At 68.9% G+C, this 20,412-nt stretch carries 11 protein-coding genes and 1 pseudogene; 4 read left to right on the forward strand and 8 right to left on the reverse strand.

Annotation, left to right across the window (positions count from 1 at the left end; all coding sequences use genetic code 11):
- Positions 1-163: 163 nt before the first annotated feature.
- Together ACJ9NR_RS39525 and ACJ9NR_RS39530 are read right to left on the reverse strand one after the other, a co-directional pair.
- On the reverse strand, positions 164-499 hold the full coding sequence (locus ACJ9NR_RS39525) for a hypothetical protein (protein ID WP_007505730.1): 336 nt from the start codon (positions 497-499) through the stop codon (positions 164-166).
- An 85-nt stretch (positions 500-584) separates the two neighbouring features.
- On the reverse strand, positions 585-7,616 hold the full coding sequence (locus ACJ9NR_RS39530) for an RHS repeat-associated core domain-containing protein (protein WP_412494730.1): 7,032 nt from the start codon (positions 7,614-7,616) through the stop codon (positions 585-587).
- Positions 7,617-8,304: 688 nt separating this feature from the next.
- On the opposite strand from ACJ9NR_RS39530, the gene ACJ9NR_RS39535 reads away from it, so the two are divergent.
- The 4 genes and pseudogenes from ACJ9NR_RS39535 (at position 8,305) to ACJ9NR_RS39550 (ending at position 13,816) form a co-directional block, all read left to right on the forward strand.
- Positions 8,305-12,192, forward strand: coding sequence for a beta-sandwich domain-containing protein (locus ACJ9NR_RS39535; protein ID WP_412494731.1), 3,888 nt, complete (start codon positions 8,305-8,307; stop codon positions 12,190-12,192).
- 554 nt (positions 12,193-12,746) lie between these two features.
- Positions 12,747-13,139 (forward strand): annotated as a pseudogene (locus ACJ9NR_RS39540) (shikimate kinase); the annotation flags it as partial.
- A gap of 81 nt (positions 13,140-13,220) precedes the next feature.
- Complete coding sequence (locus tag ACJ9NR_RS39545; RefSeq protein WP_412494771.1) at positions 13,221-13,400, forward strand: hypothetical protein; 180 nt, start codon at positions 13,221-13,223, stop codon at positions 13,398-13,400.
- Positions 13,401-13,612: 212 nt separating this feature from the next.
- Positions 13,613-13,816, forward strand: coding sequence for a hypothetical protein (locus ACJ9NR_RS39550; RefSeq protein WP_412494732.1), 204 nt, complete (start codon positions 13,613-13,615; stop codon positions 13,814-13,816).
- Positions 13,817-13,873: 57 nt separating this feature from the next.
- Here ACJ9NR_RS39550 and ACJ9NR_RS39555 read toward each other — a convergent pair whose 3' ends face one another.
- The 6 genes from ACJ9NR_RS39555 to ACJ9NR_RS39580 all read right to left on the reverse strand — a co-directional run bounded on the left by ACJ9NR_RS39555 (position 13,874) and on the right by ACJ9NR_RS39580 (position 20,151).
- A complete protein-coding gene (locus tag ACJ9NR_RS39555) occupies positions 13,874-16,327 on the reverse strand; it encodes an FtsX-like permease family protein (protein WP_412494733.1) in 2,454 nt (817 codons plus the stop codon).
- Positions 16,324-17,055: an ABC transporter ATP-binding protein gene (locus tag ACJ9NR_RS39560; protein WP_412494734.1), complete on the reverse strand. Its 732-nt coding sequence runs from the start codon at positions 17,053-17,055 to the stop codon at positions 16,324-16,326. Before ACJ9NR_RS39560 ends, ACJ9NR_RS39555 begins: the two co-directional genes overlap by 4 nt.
- Positions 17,052-17,642 carry a PadR family transcriptional regulator gene (locus ACJ9NR_RS39565; protein ID WP_412494735.1) on the reverse strand — a complete coding sequence of 197 codons (591 nt, stop codon included), beginning with the start codon at positions 17,640-17,642 and terminating at the stop codon, positions 17,052-17,054. The genes ACJ9NR_RS39560 and ACJ9NR_RS39565 overlap by 4 nt, the downstream gene beginning before the upstream one ends.
- 417 nt (positions 17,643-18,059) lie before the next feature.
- Complete coding sequence (locus tag ACJ9NR_RS39570; protein ID WP_412494736.1) at positions 18,060-18,398, reverse strand: hypothetical protein; 339 nt, start codon at positions 18,396-18,398, stop codon at positions 18,060-18,062.
- A 153-nt stretch (positions 18,399-18,551) separates the two neighbouring features.
- Positions 18,552-19,388: a helix-turn-helix domain-containing protein gene (locus tag ACJ9NR_RS39575; protein ID WP_412494737.1), complete on the reverse strand. Its 837-nt coding sequence runs from the start codon at positions 19,386-19,388 to the stop codon at positions 18,552-18,554.
- Between the two features lie 97 nt (positions 19,389-19,485).
- A complete protein-coding gene (locus ACJ9NR_RS39580) occupies positions 19,486-20,151 on the reverse strand; it encodes a peptidoglycan-binding protein (RefSeq protein WP_412494738.1) in 666 nt (221 codons plus the stop codon).
- Positions 20,152-20,412 lie beyond the last annotated feature (261 nt).

Raw genomic sequence — 20,412 nt, forward strand, 5'->3', positions numbered from 1 at the left:
TGCCGTCAGACCGCCCCGAAAAGCCGCAGCAGCCCTCTCCGGAAAAAACGGCGGGGGCTGCTTTCTTGCGCACTCTTTGGTTAGCCGTCCGTACACTCAGGCCAACGAGAAGACGGAATTCAGACTCCGGTTCCGCGATTGACCATGAAGCCCGAATAGCCCATCATTGACCACTCCCCTCACCTGCAAGCAGGGCCCGGAGACGCCTAACCTCTTCCACAAGGCGCGGCACAGCCTCCCGCGCCATTGCGATGAAGGCCGCGTTCTCGTCCCAGCGTTCGTCGCCAGAATCGACGTATCGCGGATGCTGAACCAAAGTTGCGGCAATCATGTCTCGATGATCAAAGTTCGGCCACCTCTCGGCAGCACCAGTGTCGGGAGCCGTGCTCACCGCCACAAGATTCATGGCGGAGTCATCGTCCAAGGTCCTAACGAACCAAGGCGCCGGAGTGGCCGCAGAGCACAACTCCTCGATCTCCTCGAGTTCATCTTCACGCATGTAGCCACCTTCTACCAGCCTGTTTACCCGGTCTGGGGTGCCCCGCAAGCCAGCAAGCACGGGGCACCCCAAACAGCATGATCAACTAATATCGCTCACTCGAATATCCGAGCCTTTCGATATTTTTATAGAATCTCTTGTCGTTTGTGATGATCGACAATCCATCCTGTATCGCCGAATGCAAGACCGAAGCGTCGTCGTCGGCAATCATCGGATTGAAGGACTTGCCCTTCCACATGCCCCTGAGGCGAGCCTGGAGTGAAGCAACGCCTTCGCTGGTGGAAGCCGGTCCCATGCGTCCTCCCCGCTCCGACAACCAGCTACCAATGGCATCTGCCGAGTGTCCACCTTCGAGTAGTTCACGATGAGCAGTCGGCGAAAGCACCGGGGCGCGCCCCGCCAAGGCGGCATCTACTTCAGCGGTCTTTGCGCCCGAGAGGGCATCCGTCACTGCATTCGTGTCGACTGCCACCTCACCGCAATTGTGAACGAGTACCGGAGTTGCCCCCGCCAGCACATAGTACGTGTGGAGGGTACCGACAGTGAGGTCGTAGGTGGTCTGGTGCTGGTGGGAGTTGTGGACCGCGGTGACGGTGATGGTGGTGCCGTCGGGGCGGCGGAGTTTGGTGCCGGGGGTGAGGTTGCGGGCGTCGGTCCAGCGGTGGTGTCCGGCGTCCCAGAACGGGTGGTGCCAGGTGGTGGTGAGGGTCTGGTGCCGGTGTTGTTTGCCGGTGTGGGGTGGGCCGCGGACCGGAGTGGTGTCCAGGGTGAGGGTGGTGAAGTCGCGGTCGGTGTGGGTGACGATGACCTGCTGAACCTTCTCCGGTGCGGTGATACCGCTCTGCGGATCGGTGGCCAGGACGGTGTCGCCCGTCTTGATGTGGCTGATGGGTTTGGATGAGCCGTCGGCCAGGCGGACCCCGGTTCCGGCGACGAAGCTGTGGACGGTGCAGCTGGCTGCCTCGGTGCCGGCGCTCTCCGCTTCCCGTGCCTCGGCGAGTGCGCGTTCGGCGTCGAGGGCGCCGTCGGAGATTTTGGCTGCTTCCTCGGCGTCCTTGACGGCGGTGTAGGCGCGGTCGAGGGCGCGCCAGACCTTGAAGGCCTCGATGCCGACCTTGATGGCCTTGAAGACCTTGCCCCAGGGCACGGCGGTCAGGGCGGTGTTGATGCAGCCCATGACGTCGCCCTTGGTGAAGCAGTTGTAGGCGTCGGTGAGGCCGATGACGTCCGCGACGAGGTTGAGCAGGTGGTGCTTGAAGCCGGAAACCTGCTTCTTCGCGGCGGCGACGGTCGCCTCCGCGGTGGCCTTGGCGCGTGCCAGGGCCCGGGATTCGGCCTGCGGATCGTAGGTCTTCTTGTTGATGTTGCCGCCGTTGGCGCCCTCGCCGTGACCGAGGCGGTGTCCGTCGGTGCAGTTGCCGTGGTGACAGTAGGCGTGGTTGGAGCCGCCGGGGTCGACGGGGCCGGTGGTGACGTAGCGGATCGGGTTGCTCTTGCTGGTGCCGGTGCCGCCGATGGGGTAGCCGACGCCGCACAGGTCGGCCGGGCACAGACCCGACGGGTCGGAGAGCGTGACCGGGGAGTCGGCGGCGTAGTCGTAGGCGTTCCACGACTGCGGGGCGCCGGTATCCAGGACCGGGTCCGGGCTGAGGAAACGGCCGATCGACGGGTCGTACTCACGGGCCCCCAGGTTGGTCAGACCCGTGTTGTCGTCCTGGGTGCCGCCGACGAAGCCCCGTTGCCCCGCACGCCAGGTCCCGGACTGGTCACGCGCCTCGCCGAAGGGTTTGTACTGGCGGCGGGTGACGGCCTGGGTCTGGGAGTCGACGGCGAGGGTGCCGGTGCCCTGCCGGTCCGGGATCAGATACGTGAACTTGCCGTCGGAGGAGTGGGTGGCCACGGTCTGGCCGGCCAGGGAGATGTAGCGCAGGCCGTCGCAGCTGGTGGCGTCCTTCTTGAGGGTGATCTCCTCGTCGCCGGTGTAGAGGGTGGTGGCGTCCGGGCTGCGGCGCAGCAGCAGGTTGCCGTCGGCGGAGTAGAGGTATTTGGTGTCGCCGGCGCTGCCGGTGGAGGCCAGTTCGGCGAGGTGGTCCTCGTCGTCGTAGGTGAGGGTGTCGGTGCCCGAACGGGTGGTGCGGGTGAGGACGTTGCCGTTCTCGTCGTAGGTGTAGGCGTTGGTGCTGTTCGCCGTCGCATCGCCCGGCACCACCTTGTCCACCCGGGCCACCGCATGGGCCGGGCCCGCGCCCGCCGCGACGGGGGTGTAGGAGGACGTCGCGTCGTGGGAGGTGTCGCCCGACGGGTCGTGGTCGACCTGCTGGGAACGGGCGCCGGTGGCGTCGTAGCTCCAGCTCTGCCAGTACGGGGACGGGCCGCCCACGGTGGTGGAGGATCCGGGTGCTGGGGTGGCCGCGCAGTCGTCCGTGGCCGTCCACGCCGCCTTCAGGCGCTGTGCCCAGTCGTAGGTGAAGCACTGGGTGTCGCTCTGGCCGGTCTCCAGCTTGTCGGTGATCTTGGTGACGTTGCCGGAGGGCTGGTAGGCGTAGGAGGTCTTGTCGGCGATCGCTGCACCGGACTGGGTGACCAGAGTGTCACCGGTCAGGCGGTGGGTCTGGTCGTCGTAGCTGAGCGTCTGCTGGGCGAAGTTGCCGGAGGTACCGTAGGTGAACTGCTGGGGTTCGTCGAACTCGGTGTAGGTCAGTCCGCTGACGTAGGCCCAGCCGTTGACGTCGCCGCCCACGCCGATGGGGCGGTCGTAGGCGTCGTAGGTGTAGGAGACCGTCTCCTTCGGGAGGGTGACGGTGGCCGGGTCCTGGTCGGTGTAGGACTGCAGGGTGCCGGTGTAGTTGAAGCGGTTCTGGTGCAGGTAGGTGCCGGCCAGGGCGCCCTCGGCTGCCGGCACGACCAGCTCGGTGGCCTGTGCCCAGCCGTGGCTGTCGTAGCGGAGCACCTTGCTGGTGTAGGCGCTGCCCGAGGTGCCGCCCACGTAGCGGGTGGAGGAGGTGGGCTTGCCCTTCTTCAGCGTGTCGTAGGTCCAGGCCGCCAGCTCGTTGTCCGGCGCGGGATCGGCGCCGCCGGTGGTGTCGTACTCGGCCGTCTTGCGGCCCATCTCGTCGTAGCTGTAGCTGATGGTCTTGCCGCGCGCGTCGGTGGTGGACTGCAGCTGGCCGGCGTTGTCGTAGGTCGAGCTGGAGGTGCCGGTGTCCGGGTCGGTCTGGGAGGTGCGCCGGCCCAGCAGGTCGTAGTGGCTGCTCCAGGTGTGGCCCTGGCCGTCGTCCTGGCCGGTCTGGTGGCCCGCGCCGTCGTAGGAGTAGCTGACGGTGTCCGCCGTGCCGGTGGGTGAAGTGCCGTGGTAGCGCAGCAGCTTGACCGTCTGGCCGCGCGCGTTGGTGTACGTCGTCGTCGGGGTGGCCCCGGCGGGCGGGGTGACGTCGACGCGGTCCGAGCCGGGGTAGGCCGTGGTCGTGCGCCAGGTCTCGGTCGCGAAGTGGTAGGCGATGGAAGCGGTGACGCGGCCCGCGCCGTCGTAGAGGGTGCCGGTCTGGGACGGGGTCTGGTTGTCGGCGGCGTCCACCAGCGTGGCGGAGGGGGCGCCGCTGTTGTAGTAGGGGCTGGAGGAGCTGACCGCCCAGCCGTGGCTGTCGTAGACGGTGTCGGTGATGACCCGGCCGCCGTCGACCGTCGCCGTCTGCGTCTCCCGCGGGCGCAGCATGGCGTCGTAGAGGGAGATGGAGGTGCGGTAGGTGTTGTTGTCGAGCAGGGTCTGGGTGGTGACCGTCGACGGGGCCTTCGGGTCGAGGTCGTAACTGTATTTGGTGTTGGGGTTGTTGCTGGTGGAAAAGCCCGGGTTCCATACGGCGGTCAGCCGGCCCAGCGGGTCGTAGGTGCTGGTGGTGGAGTAGCCGGCCGCGTCGGTGGTCTTCAGGTCCAGCCCGCGGCCCGGGTCCAGAGTGGTCGTGGTGGCGAAGCCGGCCGTCTGGCCGGTGACCTTCGGCCGGGTGACTTTGATGGAGGTCGGGGTGGCGCCGGTGGCGGGGGTGTAGGCCGTGGTGGTGGTGCGGTTGTCGGCGTCGGTCTCGGTGAGTTCACGGCCGTAGGAGTCGTAGGTGTTCTTCAGCGCGGTGATGTAGTGCGCGGTGCCGTCGCTGGTGACCGAGTCGGCCTTCTGCACCATCGTCACGTCGCCCTTGGTGGGCGGTGCCGTGTTGTCGGTGGAGTTGTCGAAGAAGGTCAGGTCGTCGCTGATCAGGTCGCCCGGATAGGACGGGGTGGCGCTGCAGGCGACGGCGACCTGCTGAACCCGGCGCGGTGTGGGCAGGGTGTTGCCCGAGGCGTCCTTGGCGTACCAGGTGCGGGTGCACTGGTCGTCCGTCGAGGTCGAGGTGTCGCCCTTGTCGTCCACGGCCGTGGGGAGGCCGGTGGCGGCGTCGAGGGTGTAGTCGGTCTCGGTGGTGCGCCGGGTGCCGTCCGCCTTGGTGGTGACAGCGCGGCTGCGCTTGATGTTGACGCGGTGGGCGACCAGCGCGTCCAGGCCTGCCTTCGTGCGGGACTGGGTCGCGGTGGCCGGTGAGCTCCAGGGATCGGTGATCTCGTCCGACAGCAGGGCGCCGCCGTCGCCGTTGAAACCCTCGGTCTCGAAGGCCTGGCCGGCCAGCCAGTCCGAGTCCTTCTGGGGGTCGTCGCCGGCGTGGTCGTCGAGGGTGACACTGCGGGTGCCGGAGGTGGTCTTGTCGCCGTCCATGCCGCGGAAGTACGTCTGCCGCAGCAGGGTGATCTTCGCCGGGGAGGTGCCGGTGCGGGTCTCGACCGTGCCGTAGCCGCGCCACTGGTTCCAGGTGCGGTACTTGGTCTGGGTGAGCGGGTCGTCGTTGAAGTGCCAGGCCGGGTCACCGACGTATGTGTAGGAGGTCTGGACCGGCAGGCCGCCCGCGGTCGGGTCCTGGGTGGTCACCGAGTTGACGACGAACTTGTTGAACCAGTCCAGCTGCGGGGAGGTCTGGCCCGGCGGGGTCCAGTACGACGGATAGCAGCGGTAGGTGTTGGAGTCCGGGCTGGCGGGCAGCACCATGGTGCCCTGGCGGTGGCACTGGGGACCCGTGTAGTTGACGGCGATCACTTCGCCGGACTCGGTGGTGATGGTGGTCAGCCGGTAGCGGGTGATCGGCTGGTAGCCGTCCAGGCCGTCGACGCGGTTCGCCAGGGCCTGGCCGGCGAACTTCACCGGGGGCAGGGCGAGGCTGCCACCGTCCTTGCCGGTGTGGGTGATGGACGACAGCCATAGCGCCGGGGTGGTGGTGTCCCCGGTGGCGGGGAAGGTATGGCTCAGCGACCAGGCGTCCACGTCCTGGTAGGCGGTGCCGGCCAGGATCTGGGTGCGGATGCCGGTCAGGCGCTTGGTGGTGAAGAACGCCGGACCGTGGTTGTCGCAGCTCCCCGTCGCGGAACAGGTCTGGTCGACGGGGACGTCGGGCCAGTGCGAGGCGTTGGCCGTCGTCATCTTCGCGGCCGAGCAGTCGAAGTCGGCATCGGGCAGGCAGCGCTCGGAGGTGTCGAAGAAGACCTGTGCGGCGGCGGGGGCGTTCGTGGTGTCGTAGACGCTGCCCGCCAGCTGCCCGTACTGGATCTTGGTGAGGTGGCCGCCGCGGGTGTACGGGGTGGCGGTGGTGGTGTTGTCCCGGCCGTAGTAGCCGGTCTCGGGCGTGTACCAGTAGCTGAGGGCGTTGCCGTGGGTGTCGACGGCGTAGTCGAGGTTCCAGCGGTAGCCCTGCTGGCACCAGGAGGCGGCGAAGGTGGAGGCGTGGCACGGTTCGCCGGTGTCGTTGCCGTAGACGGGGGTGGTGAAGACGGAGTCGGTGGTCGCATCGCCCGATGCCCAGCCGGGCAGGCGGTTGCGGCCGAAGTAGTAGCGGGTGCCGTCGGCGGTGGTGACGACGAAGTACTCGTGGTCGTTGTCACCGTTGACCGTGTCGGTCTTGATCTCGATCTTCTCGCCGTTGTCGCCCTGCGGGTGCCAGGTGTCCGTCTTGTCGTCGTGGACGAGGGTGTTGGAGGAGCCGTTCAGCGAGAGCGTGAGGGACTGGGCGGTGTCCGACCAGCACTCGTCGGACGTCTTGGGGGTGCCGTTCGCCGCGTCGTCCGAGCAGGCCGGGTAGGTGCGCTCCACGAAGCCGGGCGAGTAGTCCCAGCCGTCACCGATCCAGGAGGCCTGGGCATTGGTGGAGGAGGTGCGCCCGTCCACGCTCTGGGAGTTGTAGCCCAGGGAGATGCTCGGAGCCAGGCCGCCGGGGACGTCGGGCACGGTGATGGGGTACGAGTAGGAGAAGGCGCCGCTGGAGCCGCCGCCCGACCACTGGCCCGATGGGGACAGTGAGGTGGCTGCGTAGGAACCGCCGCCGCCCGCGCTGCCGGCCACCGCCGCCAGGACCACCGGCTGTGCGGCAGCGGACTGCCGGAGCTGGTGTGCGGAGCTCGTGGTGGGCAGTGCCACGTCGGCCGAAACCGTCTGGGACGTGGTGTCGTTGGCGGAGGCCAGGGGGCTTTGGGTACGGCAGGCCGGCTTGTCGGGAGTGGTCAGTGCGCAGGCCGGCAACCGCACCAGGTGCAGGCGGGCGGACCAGTCGCCGCCGTAGGCGTCCTGGAACGCCGAGTAGTCCAGGCTGAGACGAGCACCGCCACCGCGGGTCCCGGAGACGGGCTGGACGGCGAGGACCACGCCGCGCAGCCCGAGCTTCTGCGCGGCCTTCTGGCCCGGCATGCGCACGTGCAGCTTCGTGCCCGGCCGCGCGCGGTGTGCTTTGCCGGCGACGGGTGCCAGGGTCACCGGGAGCCGGCCCGCCAGCCGGGCGGTGGCGCCGCGGGCGGGCACCACCGCATCGGCGCTGCCCGCCGCGGGCCAGTTCCTGCGCGCCTTGCCCGGATTCCAGTGGGCCATCCGCGGCCCAGCCGCCGCTCTGCCCTTGACCGGCGAGACTGGAACGGAGCGTTCCTTCTTCGTCTTGACGAGGTAATCGGGCCGGTGGTCCGCGGCGAGTGCGGACTGGGAATTTACCAGTCCCGCCAGGAGTCCGAGTGCGGTGATGAAGACGATCCAGAACGCGGGAACTCTCCGTACCCGCATCGCTCTTCCGTAAATCCGCCACAGCGAATTCCGACGCACCTCTGACCCCCCAATTCAGCGTGACTGCCGAAGGGATATTCGATCAGTGTGAAGCCGGTTTCCACAGGGCCATCACAGTATGGATCATGCATAGAGATCACCATGAACAACGCCGGAAACGGTCAAGAGATGCCAGCTCTGGCTTGATCTCACCCACGGAATACCCCGTTAACCTAGGAAACCCTCCAACGGACTGGATCATCGACAAATTGCCCATACCACGCAGACATCGCGCGGTGAAGGGAAGCCAGGTATCCAGTGACCCGGTTGTCGCTTTGACGCAATCACGGGTAGCCTCCTCGCGCCTATCGGCTCATTTCTCATCGGACGCAACCTGGGGGGACAGATGTCCGGCCTTTTCCGCGCACGCCATGCGAACAGACCGTGCAAGAAGAAACCGCGAATACCGGGCCGTCTCCTGGCCACGGCAACTGTAGGCGCACTGGCACTGTCCCTGGCGCCCGCCCTCCCCGCCGCCGCAGACACGGGCGGTACGCCGCCGGTCTCCACGCCGGCCCCCGCCCTGCCCGAAAGCCACCCGGACGACCCCCTGGGCACCACGCGCACCACAGACGACTCAAAGCTGACCAAAGACCAGCAGGCGGCGCTGACAGCGGCTCAGAGCAAGGCAGCATCGACCGGCAGCCCCGTGAAGGTGGCGGCGCTGACCAGCGAGACCGCCACCGTCCAGGCCAACCCTTCAGGCACCGTCACCTGGACCACCAGCCTGCTGCCCGAACGCGTCCGCAAGAACCACGCGTGGGTACCCGTCGACGCCACCCTCCAGCAGAACGACGACGGCAGCTACAGCCCCGAAGCGGCGGCCGAACCCCTGACCTTCTCGGGCGGCGGCAGCACGCCCCTGGCCTCCATGACCAGCGGCACGGCCAAGCTGGCCTTCTCCTGGCCCCGGACCCTGCCCAAACCGACCGTGTCCGGCGCCACCATCACCTACCCCGACGTCCTCAAGGACGTGGACCTCCAGCTGACGGCCAACACCCTCGGCGGGTTCTCCGAACTGGTCGTCGTCAAGACCGCCCAAGCCGCCGGCGATCCCGCTCTGGCCACACTGAAACTCACCACCCACGCCACCGGGGTGAGAGTCTCCGACGACGGCCACGACAACCTGCAGGCCGCCACCTCTGCGGGCCAGGTGATGTTCAGCGCGCCCCAACCCGTGATGTGGGACTCCTCCACCAGCGGCGCCTCCACCCGGCGACTCGCCGCCCCCCTCGGCACAGCCGGCGCGGCGTCCCCCGGCACCGCGGGCGCCAAGAACAGCGCGTCCGGGCCCGCAATCGGTGCCCAGGTGGCCCGGGTCACCGACGACGTCACCGGCAGCACCCTGTCCCTGACACCGGACCGGAAACTGCTCGCCGGTCCCACCACCCGCTACCCGGTCTACATCGACCCCACCTGGAACCCGCACTACGCCTCGGGCAAGAAGCAGCACTACGTCGAAACCCAGCAGGGCTGCCCGACGGCGAAGAACTACGACTCCACCCAGTACGGCGACCCCGGCGTCGGCTACAACAGCTGGTCGGGCTGCATCGGGATCGAGCGTTCCTACTTCCAGCTCGGTATCCCCTCCACCGTCTGGGGCACCCACATCGTCTCCGCCACGGTCAACGCCACGGAGAACTACTCCGCCAGCTGCAGCCTCTCCTCCACCATCAAGCTCTATCTCACCGGTGCCATCGGCTCCTCCACCACCTGGAACAACAAACCCGGCCTGTCGAGCTACCTGACGAGCAAGAGCTTCGGTCCCGCCTGCAGCAGCGAACCCTCCGGCGGCTTCTCCGTCACCTCCACCCTCGCCAAGAAAGCCGCCGCACACGACTCCAGCTGGACCTTCGCCCTGGTCAACAGCCACGACGGCAGCGGCGACGGCGCCTACTTCAAACGCTTCGCGAACAACCCGTCGATGTCGATCGAGTACAACCACGTCCCCGCCAAGCCGGGCAGTCTGGTCGCCAGGTTCGGGAGCCACTCGGTCGGCTGCGGCACCACCGCCCCGTACCCGGTCATCGGCAAAACCCTCATCACCACACCACCGACCCTCAACGCCACGGTCAGCGACGGCGACAAGGACGCCCTGGCGGCGACCTACAAGTACTGGGTCAACGGCGGCAGCTCCACCACGACCACCAGCGCCACCGTCTCCAGCGGATCGAACGCGCCCAAGCAGCTCTCCTCGTCGTTCATGAGCGGGCTCACCACCGGTGACACCGTGGTCTGGAACGTCCACTCCAGCGACGGCAAGGACACCAGCCCCACCTCCTCAAGCTGCCATTTCACCGTCGACCTGACCGCGCCGACCGCGCCGACCGTGACGGACAAGGACGGCACCTACCCCGAGGACTCCCCCGGCATCACACCCGCCGGCACCCCGGGCCACTTCACCCTCAGCACCAACAGCGCCACCAAATTCCTCTACCGCCTCGACGTCAGCCCGCCCACCCCCAACACCCCCGCCTCCGAGGTGGCCACGGCCTCCGGCAACACCGCGACGATCTCCGTCACACCAACCGCTCCCGGAACACACACCCTGTACGTCTACGCCGTCGACTCCGCCGGGAACGTCTCCGCCCAGCAGCAGTACCAGTTCACCGCCCTCGGCCACACCGGCAAGACCTACACCAGCCTCCAGGACGCCTTCGACAACACCGCCGTCACCGACGACACCGACCAGTCGGCCGCCGACGCCGACGGAGTCGGTGCCACCATGTCGCTGCAGGACCTCAAGGCGGCCGGCTGGCAGCCCGGAGGCAAGATCACCGTGGACGGCGCCACCTTCACCCTCCCCGACTTCACCTCTGCCTCCGGCGACAACGTCATGGCCGCCAACCAGACCATCCAGATGAACGGCAGCGGCCGCGCGCTGGTCTTCCTCGGCTTCTCCACCTACGGCTTCGTCAGCTCCCAGCACGCCGACGACGACTACTCCAGCCCCGCCGTCCCCGACGGCACCTCCGTCAGCGGCACCCAATGCACCCTCGGCAACGGCCAGTACGAAGACTGCCGGGCCGGCGGCCCCTACGGCTCCGTCACCTACGCCGACGGCACCACCTCCGCCTACCACCTCACCGTCCCCGACTGGGTCTACGGCTCCAACGCCCTGGCCGCCGTCACCCTCCCCCACCGCAACCACACCAACGGCACCCAGGAGACCCGCAGCACCAACATCTACGCCTTCGCCGTCCCCCTCAAGCCCGGCGCCGCGATCAGTTCCGTCACCCTGCCCGACCTCAGCGACGCCGCCCGCCAGGACGTCCCCGGACTCCACCTGTTCGGCATGACCGTCCGCGACACCACCACCGCCCCCGCCGGCGCGAAGTGGACCGGCGCGTGGAGCTCCCCCAACGAGGGCGCGTTCAACTACGAAGACACCGACTACAAGGACCAGACCTTCCGTATCGCGGCCGACCCGAGCGTCGCCGGCTCCAGCGTCCGCATCCGGCTCTCCAACGCCCTCGGCCGCACCCCGCTGACCATCGACCACACCACCATCGCCACCCAGTCCTCCGGCGCCGCCCCCACCACGACACCCACCGACCTCACCTTCAACGGCGGCAGCAAAACCGTCACCATCCCGGTCGGCGGCGAGATCTTCAGCGACCCCACCGACTACGCCGCCACACCCGGCAAACCCATCATGATCAGCCTCCACCTGGCCAATGACGTGCCCTACCTCGTCCAGCACAGCTGGGCAGCCGCCACCACCCAGTACGTCAGCGCCGTCGGCTCCGGCGACCACACCACCGACACCACCACCACCGCCTTCACCGGCACCGGCGTGAAATGGGGCTGGTTCACCGACATCCTCACCGGCATCGACGTCACCACCAGCGGCGACCAGCCCACCATCGCCGTCCTCGGCGACAACCTCACCGATCCCTTCGCCGACGGCACCACACCCGGTCTCACCACTCCGCGTCTCTCCGACGCCCTGGCCACCGCCCTCCAGACCAACGACCAGAACATCCACGACTACGGCGTCGTCGCCACCGGCATCGAGAACAACCGCCTCTCCACCGACCAGACCGGCCAGGGCGGACCGGCCGTCCTCACCCGCCTCGACCGGGACGTCCTTCAACTGCCTGGCATCACCACCGTCATCGTCGACGAGGGACTGAAGGACATCGTCGCCGGCACCGACGACACCACCCTCCAGCAGACCTACGACCAACTCATGAACCAGCTGCGCGGATGGGGCATCAAGGTCGTCCTCACCACCCTCACCCCCTGTCACGGCTACGCCCCCTGCAGCACCGACGCGGACACCAACCGTGGCACCACCAACACCTGGATCACCGATCAGGTCGACTTCGCCACCCCCACCGTCACCTATCTCGACGCCGAACAGGCCGTCGCCGTACCCGACCCCACCAGCACCGCAGACCCCACCCCCCTGATCCTCAACACCGCCGCCGCCCCCGCCGACTACGACACCGGCGACCACGTCAACCTCACCACCGACGCCTACGCCTCCGTCGCCAACACCATCGACCTGACCATCCTCGGACCCGACAACTGACACACCCACCGCACAGACGGCGCCCCCGCGTGCAGACCGCCACACGGGGGCGCCGTCGCTTCCGTATAGTTGCGGTGCGCCGACCTCGGTGGCAGCGAGCCTGCCGGTGATCTGCCACCGCCCCCACCGGCACGCCAGGTCAGCGAATCACGGAGCCGCATGAGGCCCCGATGGGTCGTGACCTGCAGGACTGTGCTGCCGCGACCGGCACGCCATGCCGTAGCCGATAACTGACCGTGCGGTCCTCACGACGCCGGAAGCGGCCCGAAAGGACGGCATCCGACAGATCATCGGTGCTGCTGTCGGCGCGGCCGTGAGCGGCGGTACCCCGGCTCGTGGACCGCTGGCGGATGTCGACCGGCGCCCGCGCGGTCTACCTGCCCCCGTCCGGATTCGCCCCGGGGACGTCCAGGACGCGCTCATCGACGACCGCTTGTGAAAGACCACCCACACGGGCTGGCGCACTCTCACGGCAATACTCGTGGCACTCCCACCGTCCGCAGCGCCCGCGGCCCTGTCGCGATCGGTGGATGTGAGCACCGGTGAGGCGGCGCAAGGGCCGCACGATCGCGGAGATCTTCGTCGAGGAGGGCGAGGCGGCCTTCCGGGCGATGGAGAAGGCCGCCGTGCGCCGGGCGCTTTGCGGGCACGACGGCGTGCTGGCGCTCGGCGGCGGTGCGGTCCTGGACGCGGATACCCGGGCGCTGCTGGCCGGGCAGCGGGTCGTCTACCTCTCGATGGGGGTGGAGGAGGCGGTGCAGCGCACCGGCCTGAACGCCGCCCGCCCGCTGCTCGCCCTCAACCCGCGCAAGCAGTGGCGGGAGCTGATGGAGGCCCGGCGTCCGCTGTATGAGCAGGTCGCCACGGCGGTCGTGGCCACCGACGGCCGTACGCCCGAACAGGTTGCCCAAGCCGTCCTGGACGCACTGGAGTTGAAGGAAGCATGAGCGAGGCAGTCACCCGCATCCAGGTCGGCGGGAGCGCGGGCAGCGACCCCTACGAGGTCCTGGTGGGCCGTCAGCTCCTGGGTGAACGGCGAGACGGCCGAGTTCGGCGGCGAAGTGCATGCCGACCGCGACCGCGGGACCGTGCCGGCACTTGTCGCGCTCGTACTTCCGCCGCAGGTCGTCGGCGCGATCGCCGAGGGCTTTCCGCACCTGTGGGACCGGCTCGACACGGAGCCGCTGGAGACGATGATCGACCGGTGACGTCTGCTTCCCGACGTGCTGGACGTGCTCCAGACCAAGCTCGGTTCGCTCGCCGCGACCCGCAGGACCGAGGAGGACCTTCAGGAGGGCGGCGCCGCGCTGACCGCCATGACCGAGGCTATCGGGCGGGGTGAGCTGGGCGTCTCCGAGCGCAAGCGCCTCCACCCCGCTGTCACACCGCGGCCGGGCACGGCCTCCTGCTCGCCGCCTTCATGGCGGAGATCTCCCTGCCCATCGCAGAGAGCCGGGCCGAGTCACTGCGCCTGCCCGGTTGGCCGGTCAAGTCCCTCGGCGAACACCGGGCCATCGCTGAAGCCACCCGGCCGGGCGCCTCCGAGGCCGCGATCATGCACCACCCCGCCGTGACCGTCGGACACGTCAAGCGGCTGGACTGGCAGGCCGAGGAGCTGGGCTGATGAGACGCCGAACGGCAGGCGTGGCCTGGCCGTCACCGAAGAACCGAGGCTCGACGGTCATTCCCAAAGGCGCCGTGTCATCGATCCCGGTTCGCGCCCGGCGGCGAGCCACGCGGTGACTGCCGCGGCCACGGGGAGCCCGGGGAGGGTGAGTGTGAGCGGCAGGTAGGGGACACGGGTGAGAGGGCTGTGGTCGTCGGCGTATGCGGCGAGAAGGATCGCGTACGCCCCTGCTGTGCCCAGCAGGACTCCGGCCAGGGCGAGGAATCCGGTGGTGGCGGCCGCGAGGCTGCGGCGGATGGTGGTGGTCGCGCCCGTCGCGGTGAGGGTGCGCAGCTCGTCCGTGGCTTCGCCGCGGATCGTGCCGACCGTCATCGCCAGCACGCCGAGGGCGAGCACGACGCCACCGGCCACGGACGCCCACCGCAGCGTGGCGAGCCTGTCCTGTCGGTCGCGGGACTCCATGGTGAGGCCGTTGGCGGCCGCCAGATCCCGGGCCGCGGTGAGCTGCGCCGCGGTGAGGCCGTGTGGGGCCTGAACGAACCAGCCGACGGGAATGGTGCGCCAGCCGAGCCTGTGCAGCGCGGCCGGAGTCAGGAAGGAGTCGGGTACGGAGGTGTAGGCCGAGCCCTGGATATGGCGGGTGCGGGCGATGAGGTCGCGCCGCACAGTGCCCAGGAGCTCGAGGCGGGTTCGGAGTGAGGTGAGCACATCTGTGTCCGGGGCCGCCGTCTTGAGGTCGAAGCCGAAGCGGCGGGCGGTGTCGGGAGTGGCGACATACAGTGCGGAGCTGCGCCAGCTGTTTGCGTCGATCTTGTGGCCGACTTCGACGACCGGCTGGCCGGCGCCGGGATCCGCATCCCCGCCCCCCGACTGCGGCGCATCGGGCGCGTAGGCCATCATGAGTGGCGTCGCGGTGGTGCTCAGCGCGTCGGCGAACTGGTCGACGGCGTCCTGTACCCGCCCCAGTTCCGCCGCGCTGAGCCGTGGCACGACGGGCGCCTGCGAGCCGATACGGATGAGTAGTTGGCCGGCCGCCAGGTTTCCCTGCTCGTCCGTTGCCGTGTTGGCAGCGGCCAGCACCGAGATGGCCACGGGAATGCCGATCGCGAGGGTGATCGCGGCGAGCGCGGCGCCGGAGCGGGCCTGGAACCGGCCCAGGCCCCGCAGTGCGAGCCGTGCGGTGAACGGCATCCGGGCGGCCGTGGCGGCCATGGACCGTATGAACAGCGGGCTGAGCAGCAGCAAGCCGAGGACGAAGGCGATGATGCCCAGGGAGATCAGCAGCCCGTTGACGCGGTGCGCCGCCACCAGGCAGCCGGCGCCCGCGCCGAGCAGGACGAGCGCTGCCCATACGGACGGCCGGGCCGGCACCGGGCGGGGTGGCCGCGCCGACAGCGCGCGGGCGGCGGGAATGCGGGCCGCCGCACGGGCGGGCCACCACGCTGCGGCCGTGGGCGCCAGCACGGCGACGAGCGCCATGAGCGCGAGCAGGGACCAGGGCAGGGCCAGCCGGGAGATTCGGTGACCGGCTGCATCCTCCATGTGGGGCGCCAGCGGCAGCCATGCCAGTACGCCGACGAGCGTGCCGACAGCCGCGGCGCACACGCCGGTCAGGGCACCGTGCGCGAGGAGAACGAGCCGCAGATGACGGGGGCTCGCGCCGATCGAGGCAAGGATCCCGAGCTGCCGCAGCCGACGCTGCGCGAGGACGGCGAAGCCCGCGGCGGCGACCAGCGAGACGAGGAGCAGCACCACAGTGGCGAGTGCGAACACGGCGGTGGTGATCGGCGCTTGGTCGAAGTCCTTGCGCTGCTGGATGAACTTGGGGCTGTTGTCAGTGCTCCGGTAGGCGGAGAAGGCCGCGGGGGATGCGTCCGCGAGGACGACGGCCGAGGTCGCCGGACGGGCCGCGACCTGCGAACCGGGGGCGGCCAGTGCGAAGGTGTCGTCGAGTTTCTGCGGATTCTCGACCAGGCCGACAACGTCCAGCCGTTGTCCGCCCAGGCTGACCTGCTCCCCCTGCTTGGTGTGGAAGAGATTCGCGGCGGACCGGGTCAGCGCGATCTCCGTGCCGGCGGCGGGATAGTGCCCGGCAAGCAGGCGCAGCATCGGTGACCCGAAACGACCGTGCGGATCCTGGGCGCGGATGTCCAGAGACCGTACCGACCCAGGAATGGGCACGGCCCGCTGACCGATGACCTCCACCCGGCCCACCTCGCCGCGTACGGCCGCCACTTGAGCGTCGAGCTGCCGCGGGTCGGCACCGTCGAGTCGCACACGCTGCTGTGCGGAGCCGAAGATGCCGGTAGCGGCGGGCGGGTAGGCGTGGGCCGCGGCGAGGGAGCACACCGCTCCGGCCACGGTGAAGGCGATGAGGCACAAGAGCAGCAGCTGCTGGCGCCATTCACGAAGCAACAGCCGCCACACCCAGCGCACCAGGGCCCTGCGGGCGGGCAGACCGCCGTCCGGCCTCCGGCTCCGGGCCGAGGTGAGCGTGGGCGCGCTCACCGCTCCGGCTCCCCGTCTGAGGACAGCAGGCTCTCCGGTCCCTCGAAGGAGGAACTGGTGTCGACGACCAGGCCGTCCCGTACGAACACCACCCGGTCGGCCCAGGACGCGAGTTGAGCGTCATGGGTCACCAATACCGCGGCCGTGCCCGCACGGCAGGCGGACCGGATGAGGCGCATGACGCCCTCGCCGGTGTCGGAATCGAGGGCGCCTGTGGGCTCGTCGGCCAGCAGCAACCGGCGCTGCCCGATGAGGGCACGGGCGATGGCGACGCGTTGGCGCATGCCGCCGGAGAGTTCGTCGGGGAAGCTGCCCGCTCGGTCGGCGAGCCCCAGCTCCTCCAGCGCGCGCATGCCCTCCTTGCGGGCCTGTTTCGCTTTCAGGCCGTCGAGTTCGAGCGGCATGGTGATGTTCTCGACCGCGGTGAGCCCGGCGAGCAGGTTGAAGTCCTGGAAGACGTAGCCGATGTGGCGGCGGCGCAGCCGGGCCCGGTCGTTGGGGCTCAGGCCGGACAGCGGTGTTCCGTCGAAGAGCACTTCGCCGGTGGTGGGCTTCTCCAGGCTTCCGGCGATGGTGAGAAGCGTCGACTTGCCGGAGCCGCTGGGGCCCATGACGGCGACCAACTCGCCCGTGGCCACGCAGAGATCGACGCCGTGCAGGGCGGGCACGGCGGCCGCTCCCGCGCCGTAGGTCTTCGACACGCCGCGGAGTTCGAGCAGGGCGGTCATCGCGGCGCTCCCGGCAGCCGGGCCGAATCAGCGGAGACGTTCCCGGTGCCGGGTCCGGTGCGCGGTGCGTCGACGTCGTGGTGCTTGAGTCGCCCGTCCACCGAGTCGAGCCAGCGGACCACCGACTCCAGCCGGAACAGCTGGGCGTCGGCGACCAGGAGGAGTGACAGGTCGTCCGGCGCGTCCTCTTTGAGCCGGGTGTACTGCCGCATGCGCGCCACGGTGTGCCTGCGGTGCGCCTGGAGGATGTCGCGTACGTCGACGCCGGGCAGTCGGAGCGCAACCAACACCTTGATCACCAGCTCGTCACGCGGTGGGGCGTCGACGCCTGGAGGTGTGCGCAGCCAGGAAGCCAGCTCCTCCTTGCCGGACACGGTGATCTGGTACCGCTTCTGCGGTCCGTCCGAGATGTCGCCGGGATCGGACTCCGCGAGCCCGTCGCGCTCAAGCCGTTGCATCGTCGTATAGACCTGGCCGGTGTTGAGAGGCCACACGTCTCCGGTCCGGTCCTCGAATTCCTGGCGCAGCTGCAGCCCGTACTTGGGCCCTTCACTGAGCAGAGCCAGCAGGGCGTGACGCACGCTCATGGAACCTCCAGCCCGTTGTATACCGAGTAGAGTACTCGGTATACAAGCAGGGGGCCAGAGGTTCAACGAGTGGCCATCGGCCTGACGCGCCAGTGGAGCGCGATCCGCTCACCGCCCCGGTGGTGTCGACGCCCAGGACACGAACCACGACGAAATCTCCTGGCAGGACGTGCTGTTCAAGGGCTTCGACGTACTGGGCACACGACGGCGGTGCATGCTCCGTGCGGGCTAGTGGTGCGACTGAGCTGCCGCCGCGACGCGGGCTCGTCTCAGCTTGTGGCCGGGCGTCAACCCGTATGCATGACCGCTACGAACGTCGTCTGCAGGATCTCCCGGTAGCCGGACACGCCGTGCGATCCCGTTGTTGGTCAAACGTTTCGTCTGCGCTGGCGGCTCCTGCCTGATGCCCGACCCGCCCTACGACTCCCCGCGCTCCACCAGGCGTTTCGCCTTCGACCCCAGCCCTTCGACCTTCGCCGGGACCGTCTGGAGGCCCAGGGCCGCGGCCAGTTGCCGGCACCGCATCCCCTCCCGGCCCGTAGCCGACTCCAGCACGGACATGATCCGCTGATAGTCGGCGACCAGGACCGTCGCTGTCACCCCATTGGCCCGTCTGTGCACCACCGCCCCCGCCACCGCACTCACCACCGGCTCCGCGACCGCACACGGCGGTTCGGCCAGCACCTCGGCCACCGTCACACGGGCATCGGCAAGACGCTGAAGTGCGCGTTCCGCCTCGCCGAGGGCGACCTGCACCCGCTCGGCTTCCTCCCGCAGCCGTGCCGCCTCTTCCTGGACCCTCTTCTTCCGGGCCTCCAGCAGTCCGAGCCCCGAGATCTGCCGCGACGGGCTCGGGCCTGCGGAGAGGCGCTCGCCGGGCGGTGCCCTCTGGTTGCCCTCTGGCGTGGATCACTTCGGGCTCGCCGCGCCCCCGTCGAAGCACTCACGGCCGGGAGACCCGAGGGAGGGGTAGTAGCACGCGCGGAGGTCTGTGGGGTGAGGGGCGGCGATCATGGTCGTCGTCACTTCGTCGTCGGCCGACCATGCTGTTTCATCGACGCTCTGAGCACGCGCGTCCGGACCGGTGATCTCGATGCGAAAACCAGGGTGCGTGGGCGAGACGCGGATCCACCCAGCCCGGCAGCCCGGGCTGAGCCGGATTTCGAGTCGGGTGCCGTCGGCCGCCGTGTGGGAGGCCAGGGTGACCGGATCCTCACACGCCGTCGTTCGCGGGTTCCGCCCCTCGCACGAGCGCAGTTGGCAGATGGGCGGGCGCGCGGCCGGCTGAGAGGTGGTGGTGCGAGATGCGTAGCTGACGGCGGCGGGCACCACCATGGCACCGCATAGGAGGAACACCGCGACCGCAGTGGTCGTGGGGCGCTGGTCGATCACGGCGGATGCCGCAAGCAACACTCTGCGGGTGCGGCTGACGGGTTGTGTCGCAGGCGGGCTTTCGCGTACGGGACTGTCGAGCGCTGAGGTACCGGCGTCGGAACTGGACGAGGACGCCGAGCCCGAGACAGCAGAGGTTGTGTGCCCGCGTCCGCTCCAGGCTACGTCCGCCAGCGCCCACTGCGTCAGCAATTCGTCCTCTGTCTCATGGACTGCTTTGCACAGGGCCTGGACGGCGTGCCGGGGCGGGAACTGCTTGCCGTTGAGGTAGCGTTCCCAGGACGACTTGCTGATGGCTGTCGCTTGCGCCAGTTCGGTGAGAGTGAGGCCGCTGCCATCTTTCAGGTTGCGCATATAGGTGACGAGACGTGAGCAGGCTGCGGGCAGGTCCTGAGGGAGCCGCCGCCAGCGAGCCGAAGAGTACGCCAATTCCCCCGTCCTTCCTCGTCGTCTATCCCACATGCCGCAATAACGCCCACGTCTGCTCGCCGACCACCCCATCGACTTGTACGTGGCCCAGCCGTTGCAACCGTCTGACCTCCGTTTCCGTGTGTTCGCCGAAGTACCCGTCCACGTCACCGGGTGAAAGTCTGTGACGCAGAAGCAGGCACTGTACTTCCGCGGCGTCGGGGCCCGTCGTATTGCGCATGACCAAGCGGGACGTGGTGGTGCTGTTACCGGCGAACAACTGGTCGCCACGCCGGGTGTAGGTGCAGGTGTATCTCCCTGCCCCTGCCACGTTGGCCGTCCGGGGCGGGCCCTGCCAAGGAGCGGTGATCAGCAAGACGGAGCCGACCGCGGAAAGCAGCAGCGCACCCGCGGCAACGGACAGTGCCGCCACCCGGATCTTTGGATCGGGATCCCTCTCCGGCGCACCCGCCCCGTTTCCCGCCGTCACCTCAGCGGCGGTCCAGGTTCTTTCTGCAGCGTCCCGCAGTGCCAGCAACGACGCGACATCTGCGCCGGCCCGCACGGCCAGAGCACTGACAGCGGCTTGCGGGGGCAGCACTTTGCCGTTGAGGTACCGCTCCCAGGATGACCTGCTGAAAGGCGTCTTGGCCTGGAGTGATTTCAGGCTGAGCCCGCTGTGATCCTTGAGCCGGCGCAACTCCACCACGAGTTGCCGCCCATGCGGATCAAGAGACTCAGGCAGTGCCCTCCACCTCACTGCGCCTCCCCCGGCTCCTTCGCGAGTTGCGGAACGTCCGCGCCGTCAGGACCGCCATGAGTCTCCCCTCGCTCCGTCATCCTCATGGCCCATATCGTCCGGCAGCCCTCTCTCGTCCGCTCGATTCGGTCATTGCCGCAAACGGTACGAAGAGCCTGTTGCTTTCCCGGGAACCCTCCCGCTGACCGCTTTTCCGCAGGTCACAGCGTG

Source organism: Streptomyces sediminimaris, from assembly GCF_047049295.1.
In the GTDB taxonomy this organism is placed as follows: Bacteria; Actinomycetota; Actinomycetes; order Streptomycetales; family Streptomycetaceae; genus Streptomyces; species Streptomyces sediminimaris.